This window comes from Duganella aquatilis, assembly GCF_009674565.1.
GTDB lineage: Bacteria > Pseudomonadota > Gammaproteobacteria > Burkholderiales > Burkholderiaceae_D > Rugamonas > Rugamonas aquatilis.
The window spans coordinates 847,677-862,381 of record NZ_WKJL01000001.1; the positions used below are offsets into that span (position 1 = coordinate 847,677).

Annotated in this window: 14 protein-coding genes; 10 read left to right on the forward strand and 4 right to left on the reverse strand. The window is 63.6% G+C overall.

Going from position 1 to position 14,705, the window contains the following annotated elements; all coding sequences use genetic code 11:
• Nucleotides 1-47: 47 nt before the first annotated feature.
• The 10 genes from GJ698_RS03935 to GJ698_RS03980 all read left to right on the forward strand — a co-directional run bounded on the left by GJ698_RS03935 (nucleotide 48) and on the right by GJ698_RS03980 (nucleotide 9,182).
• Nucleotides 48-431, forward strand: a complete 384-nt coding sequence (locus GJ698_RS03935) for a diacylglycerol kinase (protein ID WP_154356247.1) — start codon at nucleotides 48-50, stop codon at nucleotides 429-431.
• An 88-nt stretch (nucleotides 432-519) separates the two neighbouring features.
• On the forward strand, nucleotides 520-1,524 hold the full coding sequence (locus tag GJ698_RS03940; RefSeq protein ID WP_154356248.1) for a sulfate ABC transporter substrate-binding protein: 1,005 nt from the start codon (nucleotides 520-522) through the stop codon (nucleotides 1,522-1,524).
• 2 nt (nucleotides 1,525-1,526) lie between these two features.
• Nucleotides 1,527-2,081 (forward strand): RBBP9/YdeN family alpha/beta hydrolase, encoded by a 555-nt coding sequence (locus GJ698_RS03945; protein ID WP_154356249.1) that lies wholly within the window; start codon nucleotides 1,527-1,529, stop codon nucleotides 2,079-2,081.
• A gap of 27 nt (nucleotides 2,082-2,108) precedes the next feature.
• Complete coding sequence (locus tag GJ698_RS03950) at nucleotides 2,109-2,747, forward strand: peroxiredoxin (RefSeq protein ID WP_154356250.1); 639 nt, start codon at nucleotides 2,109-2,111, stop codon at nucleotides 2,745-2,747.
• 73 nt (nucleotides 2,748-2,820) lie between these two features.
• Entirely contained in the window at nucleotides 2,821-3,597 is a 777-nt protein-coding gene (locus GJ698_RS03955) for a sulfite exporter TauE/SafE family protein (protein ID WP_154356251.1), read from the forward strand.
• A gap of 95 nt (nucleotides 3,598-3,692) precedes the next feature.
• Nucleotides 3,693-4,571, forward strand: a complete 879-nt coding sequence (gene cysT / locus GJ698_RS03960) for a sulfate ABC transporter permease subunit CysT (RefSeq protein ID WP_154356252.1) — start codon at nucleotides 3,693-3,695, stop codon at nucleotides 4,569-4,571.
• Entirely contained in the window at nucleotides 4,568-5,458 is an 891-nt protein-coding gene (cysW, locus tag GJ698_RS03965; protein ID WP_154356253.1) for a sulfate ABC transporter permease subunit CysW, read from the forward strand. The genes cysT and cysW overlap by 4 nt, the downstream gene beginning before the upstream one ends.
• A 4-nt stretch (nucleotides 5,459-5,462) precedes the next feature.
• Nucleotides 5,463-6,533 (forward strand): sulfate/molybdate ABC transporter ATP-binding protein, encoded by a 1,071-nt coding sequence (locus tag GJ698_RS03970; RefSeq protein WP_154356254.1) that lies wholly within the window; start codon nucleotides 5,463-5,465, stop codon nucleotides 6,531-6,533.
• Entirely contained in the window at nucleotides 6,530-7,462 is a 933-nt protein-coding gene (locus tag GJ698_RS03975) for a CysB family HTH-type transcriptional regulator (RefSeq protein WP_154356255.1), read from the forward strand. The genes GJ698_RS03970 and GJ698_RS03975 overlap by 4 nt, the downstream gene beginning before the upstream one ends.
• Before the next feature lie 115 nt (nucleotides 7,463-7,577).
• Complete coding sequence (locus tag GJ698_RS03980) at nucleotides 7,578-9,182, forward strand: methyl-accepting chemotaxis protein (RefSeq protein WP_154356256.1); 1,605 nt, start codon at nucleotides 7,578-7,580, stop codon at nucleotides 9,180-9,182.
• Between the two features lie 74 nt (nucleotides 9,183-9,256).
• Here the strand turns inward: GJ698_RS03980 and GJ698_RS03985 are convergent, their stop codons facing one another.
• The 4 genes from GJ698_RS03985 to GJ698_RS04000 form a co-directional block, all read right to left on the reverse strand.
• Nucleotides 9,257-11,611, reverse strand: coding sequence for a TonB-dependent receptor plug domain-containing protein (locus tag GJ698_RS03985; protein ID WP_154356257.1), 2,355 nt, complete (start codon nucleotides 11,609-11,611; stop codon nucleotides 9,257-9,259).
• 203 nt (nucleotides 11,612-11,814) lie between these two features.
• Nucleotides 11,815-12,864, reverse strand: coding sequence for an aldo/keto reductase (locus tag GJ698_RS03990; RefSeq protein WP_154356258.1), 1,050 nt, complete (start codon nucleotides 12,862-12,864; stop codon nucleotides 11,815-11,817).
• 12 nt (nucleotides 12,865-12,876) lie between these two features.
• Nucleotides 12,877-13,917: a quinone-dependent dihydroorotate dehydrogenase gene (locus tag GJ698_RS03995; protein WP_154356259.1), complete on the reverse strand. Its 1,041-nt coding sequence runs from the start codon at nucleotides 13,915-13,917 to the stop codon at nucleotides 12,877-12,879.
• A gap of 33 nt (nucleotides 13,918-13,950) precedes the next feature.
• Nucleotides 13,951-14,679, reverse strand: a complete 729-nt coding sequence (locus tag GJ698_RS04000; RefSeq protein WP_154356260.1) for an arginyltransferase — start codon at nucleotides 14,677-14,679, stop codon at nucleotides 13,951-13,953.
• Nucleotides 14,680-14,705: the final 26 nt, after the last annotated feature.

Below are 14,705 nucleotides of genomic sequence, written 5' to 3' on the forward strand. Positions count from 1 at the left end.
AGTCCGGGGTGATGCATAATAAGCATTTACAAAGTTACGACACCCACATGGAACCAGTCAGCGAATTCAAGAGCAAGAGCGGTCTCAAACGTATTTACCAGGCCTTTTTATATTCGATGGACGGCTTCCGCTCCGCCTGGAAGCATGAGCATGCCTTCCGCCAGGAGGTCAGCGTGTTCGTGGTCGGCGCCATCATTGCGCTGGTGCTGCGCATCTCGGCGTTTGAAAAGCTGGTGCTGATCGGCGTGCTGCTGCTGATCCTGATTGTCGAACTGGTCAACTCCTCGATCGAGGCGGTGGTGGACCGCGTGTCGCTGGAGCGCCATCCCTTGTCCAAGAACGCCAAGGATTTCGGCAGCGCGGCCGTGGCGCTGACCTGTCTGCTGGCGATCGCCACCTGGGCGGTGGTGCTGTACAACCGCTTCATATGATTTTCTTGTATATAGAACTGATAAAAGCTTAGTTCTCATTTATAAAGACCGGCAGTAATCTGGAGACCTTCACTACTAGGGGAATCAAATGCTGTCCAAAAAAATTATTGCCGCTGCCGTGCTCGCCATCTCCGCCGTCGCTCCAGTGCTGGCGGCGGACATTTCGCTGCTGAACGTCTCGTACGATCCGACGCGCGAGCTGTACCAGGACGTCAACACCGCATTTGCCAAGGAGTGGAAAGCCAAAACCGGCGATACGGTCAAGATCAAGCAATCGCACGGCGGTTCGGGCAAGCAGGGCCGCGCCGTGATCGACGGCCTGGAAGCGGACGTGGTGTCGCTGGCGCTGGCCTATGACATCGACGCCATCGCCGAGCACAAGCTGCTGTCGCCGGACTGGCAGAAGAAGCTGCCGCACAACAGCACCCCGTACACCTCGACCATCGTGTTCCTGGTCCGCAAGGGCAATCCGAAAGGCATCAAGGACTGGGCCGACCTGGTCAAACCGGGCGTGTCGGTGATCACCCCGAATCCCAAGACTTCCGGCGGCGCCCGCTGGAACCACCTGGCCGCCTACGGCTACGCGCTGCGCCAGCCAGGCGGCAGCGAAGCCAGCGCCAAGGAATACCTGACCAAGCTGTACAAGAACGTGCCGGTGCTGGATTCCGGCGCCCGCGGCGCCACCACCACCTTTGTTGAACGCGGCATCGGCGACGTGCTGATCGCCTGGGAAAACGAAGCGCTGCTGGCGGTCAAGGAACTGGGCCCGACCAAGTTCGACATCATCGCGCCGTCGGTCTCGATCCTGGCGGAACCGCCGGTCGCCGTGGTCGACAAAGTGGTCGACAAGCGCGGCACCCGCAAGGTGGCGGAGGCTTACCTGAACTTCCTGTACACCGATGAAGCACAGGACATCATCGCCAAGAACTACTACCGTCCAGCCACCGAGAAAGCAGCCAAGAAATACGCCGGCCAGTTCCCGAAAGTGAAGCTGTTCACGCTGGCCGATGTGGCTGGCGACTGGACCAAGGCGCAGAAGACCCACTTCGCCGACGGCGGCCTGTTCGACCAGATCTACCAGCCTAACAAGTAATCATGACCGGCAGCTTGGACCAGTTTCGCGTGTTGATTGCGCCCGGCCTGCATAACAGCGGACCGGACCACTGGCAAAGCCGCTGGCAACGCCTGTTCCCCGCCTTCGAGCGGGTGCAGCAGGATGACTGGGAAGTGCCGGATCTGCCGCGCTGGTCGGCGCGGGTGGACGAACTGCGCAGCAAGGATAAGCGGCCGACGCTGATCGTGGCCCACAGCTTCGGCGCGCTGGCCACGGTGCACAGCGTGGCGCGCGATCCAGAGGGCGTGGCGGCGGTGCTGCTGGTGGCGCCGGCCGATCCCGACAAGTTCAACGTCGCCGCGCTGCTGCCGCAGCAGGCCTTGCCGGTGCCTTCCATCATGGTTGGCAGTACCAACGATCCGTGGATGGCCGCGCCGCGCGCCGAACAGTGGGCCCGGCGCTGGCACAGCCGCTTCATCAACGGTGGTCCGTTGGGGCACATCAACGCCGAATCCGGCCTGGGCGACTGGCCGGAGGGTCTGGAAAGCTTGTATTTCCTGGCCGGTCAGGTGCACAATGACGTGTTGTCAACGTGATGCATTTTTCTACTCTGGAGACCAACTATGACTATCCGTCTGGGCGATACCGCGCCTGATTTCGAACAAGATTCTTCCATCGGCAAACTGAAGTTCCACGAGTGGGCTGGTAACTCGTGGGTGGTGCTGTTTTCGCACCCGGCCGACTTCACGCCGGTGTGCACCACCGAGCTGGGCCTGACCGCCAAGCTGAAACCGGAATTCGACAAACGCAACGTGAAAGCGATCGCGCTGTCGGTGGACCCTGCCGAGTCGCACAAGGCGTGGATCAAGGATATCGAGGAAACGCAGAAGACCGTGGTCGGCTTCCCGATCATTGCCGATGCGGACCGCAAGGTATCGGGCCTGTATGACATGATTCACCCGGAAGCGTCGGCAACGGCGACCGTGCGTTCGCTGTTCGTGATCGATCCGAACAAGAAGGTGCGTCTGACGATTACCTATCCGATGAGCACCGGCCGTAACTTCGAAGAAGTGCTGCGCGTGATCGATGCGCTGCAGCTGACCGACGGCTACACCGTGGCCACGCCGGGTAACTGGAAAGATGGCGACGACGTCATCATCCCGCTGACCGTGCAAGATCCGGAAGTGCTGAAGCAGAAATATCCAAAAGGCTTCACCGCTGAGCGTCCATATCTGCGTGTGACGCCGCAGCCAAACAAATAAGCTTATTAGTTTTCCGTTGTTTGGATATGTCCCCAGAGTAGGTAACCTTCGGGCCTACTTTGGGGATTGTTTTATGGATGTGCAGTTTGTCGTTTCAGGATTCGCAGTCGGCTTGCTGGTCGGCATGACCGGCGTCGGTGGCGGCTCGCTGATGACGCCGCTGCTCACTTTGCTGTTCGGCGTCACGCCCGCCGTGGCTGTCGGCACCGACCTGGCGTTCGCCTCGCTGACCAAGGGCGTCGGCACCTTCACCCATAAAATGCGCGGCACCGTCCACTGGGACATCGTGCGCCGCCTCTGCATCGGCGCGCTGCCGGCCGCCTTCCTCGCCAGCCTGGCGCTTAAACACTTCGGCACCCTGAACAAGGAAATGGGCCAGATCATTCGCTACATGATCGCCAGCTCGGTGCTGCTGACCGTCATCGCCTTGCTGTTCAAGCGCAAGATGCTGGCCTGGATCACCGCCCATCCCGAGCGCCAGCTACAGGGCAGGGCGTTGAGCATCGCCACCATCGTCTCCGGCGCCGTATTGGGCACGCTGGTGACGATTTCCTCGATAGGCGCCGGCGCCATCGGCGCCACCCTGCTGGTGATGCTCTACCCGCGCCTGACCGCCGCCGAAGTGGCCGGCACCGACATCGCCTACGCCGTGCCGCTGACCGCCATCGCCGCCATCGGCCACTGGTGGCTGGGTTCGATCAACTGGACCCTGCTGCTGACCCTGCTGGTCGGCTCGCTGCCCGGCATCACCATTGGCGCCTACGCCGCCCGCGCCGTGCCCGAGCGTCTGCTGCGCGGCCTGCTCGCGGTAACACTTGTTGCTGTGGCAGCAAAGCTCGTATATAGCTGAATCATCTAATCAAATGACTAATGCTTCGTTTGTATTATGAAGCTGAGGTGAGAACATGCAGCCCTTATAGAAGGTTTTGTAATAAGGGAGCATTCATGTCTGCTGTTCTTGCAGCGCCCACCGATACGCCGCCAGTGGCCAGGCAAAGCGCGCCGTTCCGCGTGATGCCGGGTTTCCGGCTGTCGCTGGGCTTCACCATTTTCTACCTGACGCTGATCGTACTGATACCGCTGTCGGCGATTTTCCTGAAAACGTTCACCCTGACCTGGGATTCGTTCTGGACCACGGTGACCTCGGCGCGCGTGATCGCCTCGTACAAGCTGACGTTCGGCGCCTCGCTGCTGGGCGCCTTCATCAACGTCATCTTCGGCGGCATCGTGGCCTGGGTGCTGGTGCGCTATGAATTCCCCGGCAAACGCGTCGTCGACGCGCTGGTCGACCTGCCGTTCGCCTTGCCAACCGCCGTGGCCGGCATCACGCTGACCGCGCTGTATTCGGCCAACGGCTGGCTGGGACGCTTCATCGAAGGCGAACTGGGCATCAAGGTGGCGTTCACGCCGATCGGCGTGGTGATCGCGCTGACCTTCATCGGCCTGCCGTTCGTGGTGCGCACCGTGCAGCCGGTGCTGGAAGACGCCGAGCGCGAACTGGAGGAAGCCGCCGCCAGCCTGGGCGCCAACGCCTGGCAGACCTTCTCGCGCGTGGTGTTTCCGACCATCCTGCCGTCGCTGATGACCGGCTTCGCGCTGGCCTTCGCCCGCGCCACCGGCGAATACGGCTCGGTGATCTTCATCGCCGGCAATATGCCGATGGTGTCGGAGATCACGCCGCTGTTCATCATTACCAAGCTGGAGCAGTACGACTACGCCGGCGCCACCGCGATCGCGACCGTGATGCTGGTGGTGTCCTTCCTGCTGCTGTTGACCATCAACCTGTTGCAAGCCTGGGCTCGCGGAAAGCCGGTGAAATCATGAGCGCTACGCCTGTCACCACCCCACGTCGCGGCGAACTGCCGTCGCGCGCCGATGTGCTGGAGCCGCGCTGGGTACGCCTGGTCCTGATCGCCATCGCGCTGCTGTTCCTGACGCTGTTCCTGTTCGTGCCGCTGGTCTCGGTGTTCTACGAAGGCCTGAAAAAGGGCTGGGACGCCTACCTGGCTGCGATTGTCGACGAAGACGCGATCTCGGCCATCAAGCTGACGCTGATCACCGCCGCCATCGCCGTGCCGCTGAACCTGGTGTTCGGCGTGGCCGCCTCGTGGTGCATCGCCAAGTTCGAGTTCCGCGGCAAGAGCATCCTGCTGACCCTGATCGACCTGCCGTTCTCGGTGTCGCCGGTGATCTCGGGCCTGATCTACGTGCTGCTGTTCGGCGCGCAAGGCTACTTCGGCCCCTGGCTGATGGACCACGACATCAAGATCCTGTTCGCGGTGCCGGGCATTGTGCTGGCCACCATCTTCGTCACCTTCCCGTTCGTGGCGCGCGAGCTGATCCCGCTGATGCAGGCGCAGGGCAGCGAAGAAGAAGAGGCCGCCATTGTGCTGGGCGCGTCCGGCTGGGACACCTTCCGCCGCGTGACGCTGCCGAACATCAAGTGGGGCCTGCTGTACGGCGTGATCCTGTGTAACGCCCGCGCCATGGGCGAGTTCGGCGCGGTGTCGGTGGTGTCAGGCCACATCCGTGGCGAGACCAACACCATGCCGTTGCAAGTGGAGATTCTCTACAACGAATACAACTTTGCCGCCGCCTTTGCCGTGGCGTCCCTGCTGGCGCTGCTGGCCCTGGTGACGCTGGTCGTGAAAACCTTTATCGCCTGGCGCCTGAACGAATCCATCGCCGACGACGTGCGCACTACGGAGTAATACCATGACGATCGAAGTTAAAAACATCAACAAGCGTTTCGGCGATTTCGTCGCCCTCAACAATGTGTCGCTGGCCTTCCCGCAGGGCGAGCTGACCGCGCTGCTGGGCCCATCGGGCTGCGGCAAGACCACGCTGCTGCGCTGCATCGCCGGCCTGGAGCATCCGGACTCGGGCCAGGTGCTGCTGGACGGCCACGACGCTTCCGAACGCCATGTGCGCGAACGCCAGGTTGGCTTCGTGTTCCAGCACTACGCGCTGTTCAAGCACATGACCGTGTTTGAAAACGTCGCCTTCGGCCTGCGCGTCAAGTCGCGCAGCGAACGGCCGTCGGAAGACCAGATCCGCCGCAAGGTGAAAGACCTGCTGGAACTGGTGCAGCTGGACTGGCTGGCCGACCGCTATCCGCCGCAGCTGTCGGGCGGCCAGCGTCAGCGTATCGCGCTGGCGCGCGCACTGGCGGTCGAACCGCGCGTGCTGCTGCTGGACGAACCGTTCGGCGCGCTGGACGCCAAGGTGCGCAAGGAACTGCGCCGCTGGCTGCGCCGTCTGCACGACGAGCTGCACGTGACTTCCATCTTCGTCACCCACGACCAGGAAGAAGCGCTGGAAGTGGCCGACCAGGTGGTGCTGATGAACAAAGGTAACGTCGAGCAGATCGGCGCGCCGGACGAGGTGTACAACCACCCGGCCTCGCCGTTCGTCTACGGCTTCCTGGGCAATGTGAACGTGTTCCACGGCCGCGTGCAGGATGGCGTGCTGGCCAGTGGCGACGCCAGCTTCACCGTGCCGGGCGAATCCAGTGCCGCCGGCAAGGGCACCGCCTACGTGCGTCCGCACGAGCTGGAGGTGGACCGCTACACGCCGGGCGCCGAAGGCATCGTGGTCAAGCTGCGCCGCGCGCATGCGATCGGCCCGCTGGCCCAGCTGGACCTGGAGCGCGGCGATACCAACGAATTGATTGAAGCGGTGATTCCGAACGAACGCTTCAGCTCCCTGGGCCTGCAAGAAGGCGAAACTTTAGTCGTGCGTCCGAAACGCCTGCGGGTGTTCGTGGACGAAGGAGCATCCATATGAATTTTCAACAGCTGCGGTCCATCCGCGAAGCAGCCCGTCGTGGCTATAACCTGACCGAAGTGGCGAATGCCCTGTTCACCTCGCAGCCTGGCGTGTCGCGCCAGATCCGCGAGCTGGAAGATGAACTGGGCGTCGTGATTTTCGAACGCAACGGCAAGCGCCTGACCGGCATGACCGAGCCGGGCAAGGGCATCCTGAAGATCATCGACCGCCTGCTGATCGAGGCCGAGAACCTGCAGCAGGCCAGCCTGGAATACACCGGCCAGCAGAGCGGCACCCTGAGCGTGGCCGCCACCCACACGCAGGCGCGTTATGCGCTGCCGAAAGTGGTGCAGAGCTTCCGCACCGCGTATCCGGACGTGCGCATCGCCCTGCAGCAGAGCGCGCCTGAGCACATCGCCGAGTGGATCTTGTCCGGCAAGACCGACATCGGCATCGCCACCGAGGGCCTGTCGCAGTTCCCGGACCTGGTGTCGTTCCCGTGCTACCGCTGGAGCCATCTGATCGTGGTGCCGGACGGCCATCCGCTGCTGTCGCGCTCGCCGATCAAGCTGGAAGACCTGGCCGAGTTCCCGCTGATTACCTATGACGTCGGCTTCACCGGCCGCGGCCACATCGACGCGGCCTTCGCGCAAGCCGGCGTCAAGCCAGACATCGTGCTGACCGCCATGGACTCGGACGTGATCAAGCAGTACGTGTCGCTGGGCCTGGGCGTCGGCATCGTCGCCTCGATGGCCTTCGACCATGGCCGCGACAAGGGCATGCGCGCGGTGGAAGCGTCGCACCTGTTTGCGCAGAACACCACGCGCCTGGCGGTGCGCAAGGGCGCCTACCTGCGTTCGTACGCCTACCACTTCATCCAGCAATTCGCGCCGGACCTGACCCGCGCCGACATCGACGCCGCCCTCAACGGCGGGGATCTCTCCTGATCTGTTGCTGCCGCCGCATCAGTTGTGGCGGCAGCAAAACAACCGTCCAATTTTTCCTATTTTCATAACGAAATGACCATATACTGAAACCCTGCAACCAACACCGGGAGCGCACATGGGTATCGGGAATTGGAAAATCGGCTACCGCCTGGCAGCCGGTCTGGGCATGGCCATCATCTTCATGATCGGCATCGCCGTCGAAGGCATCGGCAATCTTGGCAAGCTCAACAGCAACACCAAGGATCTTGCCGTCGACAAGGTGCCCAAGGTGATCCTGGCTTACGAAACGATAGGCGGTCTGAACGACGTCGCCCGCGCGATGCGCAACGCCATGCTGTCGACCGATCCGGCGGTGGTCAAGGCCGAGCTGGAGCGCGTGGAGAAACGCCGCGTGGAGAACGGCGAGCGGCTCGACAAGCTGGGCAAGCTGATCGCGGACGATGAAGACTCGCAAAGCAAGGCCAAGCTGCAAGCCGTGCTCGACGCGCGGGAAAAATACGTGGTGGTGCAGAGCGCTTTCCTGAAGATGTCCACCGACGACAGCAAGCGTGACGAGTCGGTCAAATATCTGCTGACCACGGTGCGCAAGGAACAGACCGCTTACCTGAACGCCTTGACCGACATGGTCAAGTATCAGATCGCCGCCGTCGAGGAGACCAGCGCGGTGGCCGAGCGATCGTATGCCAGTTCACGCACCACCATGATCGTGCTGACCCTGGTGGCGGCCGCGCTGGCGGCCTGGGTGCTGTACGTGATCACGCGCAGCATCACGCGGCCGCTGAACCGCGCGGTGGGCATGGCGCAGGCGGTGGCGGGCGGCGATCTGACCATGCGCATGGAGTGCCACACCACCGACGAAACCGGCCAGCTGCTGCGCGCGCTGATCGACATGAACGATGCGCTGGCGCGCACGGTGGGGCAGGTGCGTTCGGGCACGGATACGATTGCGACGGCGTCGAATGAAATCGCCAGCGGCAATCTGGATCTGTCGTCGCGCACCGAGCAGCAGGCATCCAGCCTGGAGGAGACGGCGTCGTCGATGGAGGAGCTGACGTCGACCGTGTCGCAGAACGCCGAGAACGCGCGGCAGGCAACCAAGCTGGTGGTGGCGGCCAGCGACTATGCCACCAGGGGCGGGCAGGTGGTGGGCGAGGTGGTGACCACCATGGGCGCGATCAAGGAAAGTTCCAGCAAGATTGTCGACATCATCAGCGTGATTGACGGCATTGCGTTCCAGACCAATATTCTGGCGCTGAATGCGGCGGTGGAAGCGGCGCGTGCGGGTGAGCAGGGCCGTGGCTTTGCGGTGGTGGCGTCCGAGGTGCGCAACCTGGCGCAGCGGTCGGCGTCGGCGGCCAAGGAAATCAAGGCGTTGATCGGGCGGTCGGTGGAAACCGTCGATGCGGGGGCGGCGCTGGTGAGCCAGGCGGGTGCGACGATGCAGGGTATTGTGCAGTCGGTGCAGCAGGTGGCGGAGATCATGCATCAGATCAGCGCGGCCAGCAGCGAGCAAAGCACGGGCATCGAGCAGGTGAATCAGGCGATTGTGTCGATTGACGATGTGACGCAGCAGAATGCGGCGCTGGTGGAACAGGCCGCCGCGGCGGCGCAGAGCATGCGCGACCAGGCGGATCTGCTGGCGCAGGCGGTGAGTGTGTTCAAGCTGGCGGGGACCCCGCCGCCAGCAAAACCGCACATGAAACGACTGGCGGTGGCGTGAGCCGCAATGCTAAACCCGGGCACACCGGGGTCTGACCCCGTACGGGGTCAGACCCCAGCTCGCCGCCGTGCGGGTTACCAGCTGTAGCTGGCCTTGGCGTAGTAGTAGCGGCCGTTGAAGCCGTTCGGCGCCCAGCCGCTGTACGGGTAGATGCCGTTGGTGTTGAGGTTGCCCGCCGAGGTCACCTGGTCGGGGTAGCGGTTGGTGGCGTTGTCCACGCCGGCCGTCAGGCGCCAGTTCTTGCCCAGCTTGACGTTACCCGACAGGTCCAGCGTCCACTGCGGATCGTAGGTCTGGTCCAGCGTCGCATTGTTCTGCGGGACGGTGAAGCTGCCGTAGCGGGTGACCACGGCGCGCAGGCCCCAGTTGCTGATGGCCCAGTCGGTCGTCAGGCTCAGCTTGTCTTTCGGCGAACCGACGGTCAGGCGGTTGACGGTCTGGCGGTCGATCAGCGTCAGGCCGTTGGCGGTCAGGATCGCCGGATTGGCCTTCACGCCTTCCACATCGGTCTTGTTGTGGTTGTAGGCGCCGGTGAAGTCGAAGCGGCCGTAGTCGCGCGTATCCCAACGGTAGGTGCTCAACAGATCAACGCCGGTGGTGCGGGTGTCGATGGCGTTGGTGAAATAACGGCCGGCGCCCACCAATATGCCTTGCGATGCCAGCGTATTTTTCAGCGCCTGGTTCAGCGTCATATTCGCCGACAGCGCGATGCGGTCGTCGATATTGATGCGGTAGGCGTCCACCGTCGTGGTCCAGTTGCGGCTGGGCTGCACCACCAGGCCGAGGCTGTAGTTGCGGGCTTTCTCGGCCTTCAGCGGCGTGGCGCCGAGTGCCGTGGCGGCGGCGCTGCCGACCGCGAAGGTGCCGGTTTCAATCGGCGTGTTCACGCCATTGACCACCGAGAAATTGGTGGTGGTGATGGTGTAGAACTGCTGCGCCAGCGATGGCGCGCGGAAGCCGGACGAGGCGGTCGCGCGCAGCGACACCGCTTCGTTGAAGGCATAGCGGGCCGAACCCTTGGCCGAGGTGGTGTTGCCGAAATCGCTGTAGCGTTCGTGACGCAGCGCGCCCGAGGCCGAGAACTGCTTGGTGATTTCCGCTTCGACGTTGGCGTAGATGGATTTGTTGTCGCGGCTGTTGCTGCCGGCGTTCACCGGGCGGAAGCCGGAGAAGCCCTGCGCCCCGGTGCCGCTGTACGACGCCACATCGCCGGCGCCGATCTCGTAGGTTTCCTTGCGGTACTCGGCGCCCAGCGCCAGCGTGACCGGGCCGGTGAAGGCCTCGACCGCGAAGTCCTTGGCGATGTCGAAGTTGACCAGCGTTTCCGAGTTCTTCAGGCGGCCGGCGTAGAAGTGGGTCGGGCTGGCGGCGCCCAGGTCCTGGTTGACGGTGTTGTCCAGGTTCAGCTTGAACTCGTTCTCGCCGTAGTTCAGGCTCAAGTCCCAGCGCCAGCCGGTGGCTTCGCCGCGCAGGCCGGTGACCAGCGAGCTGTCGGTCGAGCGGCTGTTTTCCAGTGGCAGGAAGCCTTGCGGGAACAGCGGCGAGCGCAGCGCGGCGCCGTTGAACGCGGTGCGCCAGGTGGCCGCCGCCGAGGTGTCGCGCTGGCCGTAGTTGACGAAGGCGTACCAGTCGATATCGTCGGTGACGCGGTATTCGCTGTTGAGGAACAGCGCAGCCGGCTTGGTTTCCGGATCGCCGAAGCGCTGCGTGACGGTGCCGTACAGCGGCTCGGCCGGATTGCGGAAATCGGCGCCGGCGCGGTTGGTCGGATCGCGGTCGGCGGCATCGACGGCGATGCGCACCCAGCCGTTTTCACCGAGCGGCAGGCCGCCCGAGGCGCGCACCGAGCGCTGGCGGCCGTCGCGCTTCTGGTATTCGCCCCAGCCGATTTCAGCCTCGCCGCCGCTGGCGCCTTTTTTCAGGATGATGTTGATGACGCCGGCGATCGCATCGGAGCCGTACTGGGCGGCGGCGCCGTCACGCAGCACCTCGATGTGGTCGATGGCCGACAGCGGAATCGCGTTCAGGTCGACCGGCGCCGAGCCGCGGCCCTGGGTGCCGTTGACGTTGACCACCGACGAGGTGTGGCGGCGCTTGCCATTGACCAGCACCAGCACCTGGTCCGGCGACAGGCCGCGCAGCTGCGCCGGACGCACGGCGTCGGACGCATCGGCGCCGGATGGACGCGGGAAGTTCAGCGACGGCAGCACGCGGCCCAGCACGGTGGCCAGCTCGGTCGAGCCGCTGGCTTGCAGTTCCTTGGCGCCGATGATGTCGATCGGCGATTCCGAATCGACCGTACGGCGGTTCTTGGCGTAGGTGCCGGTGACGACCACGGATTGCAATTCGCCGTCGTTCACTTCTTGCGCGAAGGCGGGAATAACGATGGTGGAAATCAGGCTGGCTAACAGCAGGGGGCGTGCGCGCATGTGGATTGTCTCTTGAAAGTATCAGTGGGAAAAGCATACCAGTGGGCAGCCATGCTGCCCACTAATCGTTATGACTAATGATATTCAAGTTTTTAATATCGCGTCGCCAGAAACCGGGGTCAGTTCTGCCAATCGCACACGGGCTCAACTACGTTGTAGTTGAGCCCGTGTGCGATTGGCAGAACTGACCCCGGTTTGACGGGTTACTGGCCGGGATTGGTGATCTCGGCGTGGATCTGGTCCACTTGCTTGATGACATCCAGCGGCAGCATGATGTCGTAGGCGTCGATGTTGTGCTTCAGCTGTTCCAGGCTGGTGGCGCCGATGATGGTCGAGGCCACGAACCAGCGCGAATAGCACCAGGCCAGCGCCAGTTGCGCCGGCGTCAGGCCGTTGTCGCGCGCCAGCTGCACGTAGCGCGCGGTGGCGGCCACCGTGGCCGGACGCAGGTAGCGCGGACTCCAGGTCGACGGGAAGACGGTCAGGCGGCCGTGCGCCTGCGGGTCGTCGTGGTACTTGCCGCTCAGCTGGCCGAACGCCAGCGGGCTGTAGGCCAGCAGGCTGACGTTCTCGCGGTAGCAGGTCTCGTCCAGCAGGCTGGTTTCGTAGTGGCGCGCGGTCAGGTTGTACAGGTTCTGGATGGTGGCGATGCGCGGCAGGTCCTTCATCTCGGACTGCTTGATGAACTCGTTCACGCCCCAGCACGATTCGTTGGAGACGCCGATGGCGCCGATCTTGCCGGCCTTGACCAGGTCACCCAGCGCCGCCAGCGTTTCCTCGATCGCCACGCAGTCGCGCTCCTGCTTCGGATTGAAGACGTTGTTGCCGAAGATGGGCACGTTACGGCTCGGCCAGTGCAATTGGTATAAATCGATATGCTCGATTTGCAGGCGCTGCAGGCTGGTGTCCACCGCCGCCTTCAGATTGGCGGCGTCGAAGTTGCGCGCGCGGCCGCCGCGTATCCAGGTCACGCTGGCGTTCGGGCCGGCCGCCTTGGTGGCGATCACCACCTTGTCGCGCAGGCCGGTCTTCTTCAGCCAGGTGCCGATGTAGCGCTCGGTCGAACCCTGGGTTTCGGCGCGCGCCATCACCGGGTACATTTCCGCCGTGTCGATGAAGTTGATGCCGCGCTCGTAAGCGTAGTCGAGCTGGCTGTGCGCTTGCGCCTCGGTGTTCTGCTCGCCCCAGGTCATGGTGCCGAGGCAGATCTTGGTGACGTGGAGATCGCTGTTACCCAGTTGTACCTTCTGCATGCCTTGCTCCGGTTAGTGGCCGCGTACCGCGTCCGCGCAATCGCGGATCAGCGCCGGGCCGGCGTAAATCAGACCGCTATACAGCTGCACCAGCTGCGCGCCGCATTCCATCTTCATGCGCGCATCCAGGCCCTGCATGATGCCGCCGACGCCGATGATCGGCAGGGCGTCGCCCAGTTCGGCCTTCAGCAGGCGGATCACGGTGTTGGAGAACTGGAACACCGGCGCGCCCGACAGGCCGCCCGCTTCGGCGCCGTGCAGCATGCCGGTGACGGCGTCGCGGTTCAGCGTGGTGTTGGTGGCGATGACGCCGTCGATCTTGTGGCGGATCAGCGCGTCGGCGATGTTCTTGACCTGGTCGCCGTCCATGTCCGGCGCAATCTTCAGCGCCAGCGGCACGTAGCGCTGGTGCTGGTCGGCCAGGCGCAGCTGGGCATCCTTCAGTGTGCTCAACAGGCCGTCCAGCTCCGAGCCGCCTTGCAACTGGCGCAGGTTCTTGGTGTTCGGCGACGAGATGTTGACGGTGACGTAGCTGGCGTAGGGATAGACTTTTTCCAGGCAGTGCAGGTAATCGTCGGTGGCGCGTTCGATCGGCGTGTCGGCGTTCTTGCCGATGTTCAGGCCCAGCACGCCGGCCTTGTCCTGGTAGAAGCGCGAAGCCTGCACATTGGCGACAAAGGCATCGACGCCGCCGTTGTTGAAGCCCATGCGGTTGATGATGGCGTGCGCTTCCGGCAGGCGGAACATGCGCGGTTTCGGATTGCCCGGCTGCGCGCGCGGCGTCACGGTGCCCACTTCGATCGAGCCGAAGCCGAGGTCGGCCAGCGCGTCGATGTAGGCGCCATCCTTGTCCAGGCCGGCAGCGAGGCCGACCGGATTTTTAAAGGTAATGCCCATCACCGTGCGCGGATCGGCCTGGGGCTGCTTGACCAGCCTGGTCAGGCCCAGCGCGGCGGCGCGTTTCAGTGCAGGCAGGGTGAAGTGGTGGGCGGCTTCGGCGTCCATCGAGAACAGCAGCGGACGGGCCAGGGAATACAGGAATTTTTCGGACATGAGGCGCTCAGGTTGGTGGTCGCCCGTATTTTATCAAACGTCCAGCACGCTCCATACGCCTTTGATACGGGCTTCCAGCGGCCGGAAGTTGGTCTTGTAGGACATTTTCGGGCTTTCCTTGATCCAGTAGCCCAGATACACGTAAGGCAGCTTCAGCTCGCGCGCCTGCTCGATCTGCCACAGCACGTTGTAGGTGCCGAACGAGGCGCCCTCCATGTCCGGGTCGAAGAAGGTGTACACCGACGACAGGCCGTCCGACAGCACGTCAATGATGCTGACCATGCGCAGCGTGCCGTCCGGTTCGCGGAACTCCACCAGCCGGGTGTTGACGCGGCTTTGCAGCAGGAACTGCGCGTACTGGTCGCGGCTGTCCTGGTCCATGCCGCCGCCGGCGTGGCGCCGGCTCTGGTAGCGCAGGTAGAGGTCGTAGTGTTCGTCGGAGAACGACAGCGTGGCGACGCCGGCGGTCAGGTTGCCGTGCCTGGTCCAGGCGCGGCGCTGGGTGCGGTTGGGCTTGAATTCGTCGGTCACCACGCGCACCGGGATGCAGGCCTGGCAGCCGTCGCAATATGGCCGATAAGTAAAGATGCCGCTGCGGCGGAAGCCGTTCTTCACCAGTTCCGAGTAGACGTCCGCGTTGATCAGGTGCGACGGCGTGGCCACCTGCGAGCGCGCCTGACGGGCGTCGAGGTAGCTGCAAGGGTAGGGCGCCGTGGTGTAAAACTGCAGCGTCGCGAAAGGCAGGTCGTTCAGGTGCGTCATGCACGTCCTATCGGGCGGTGGTTGAG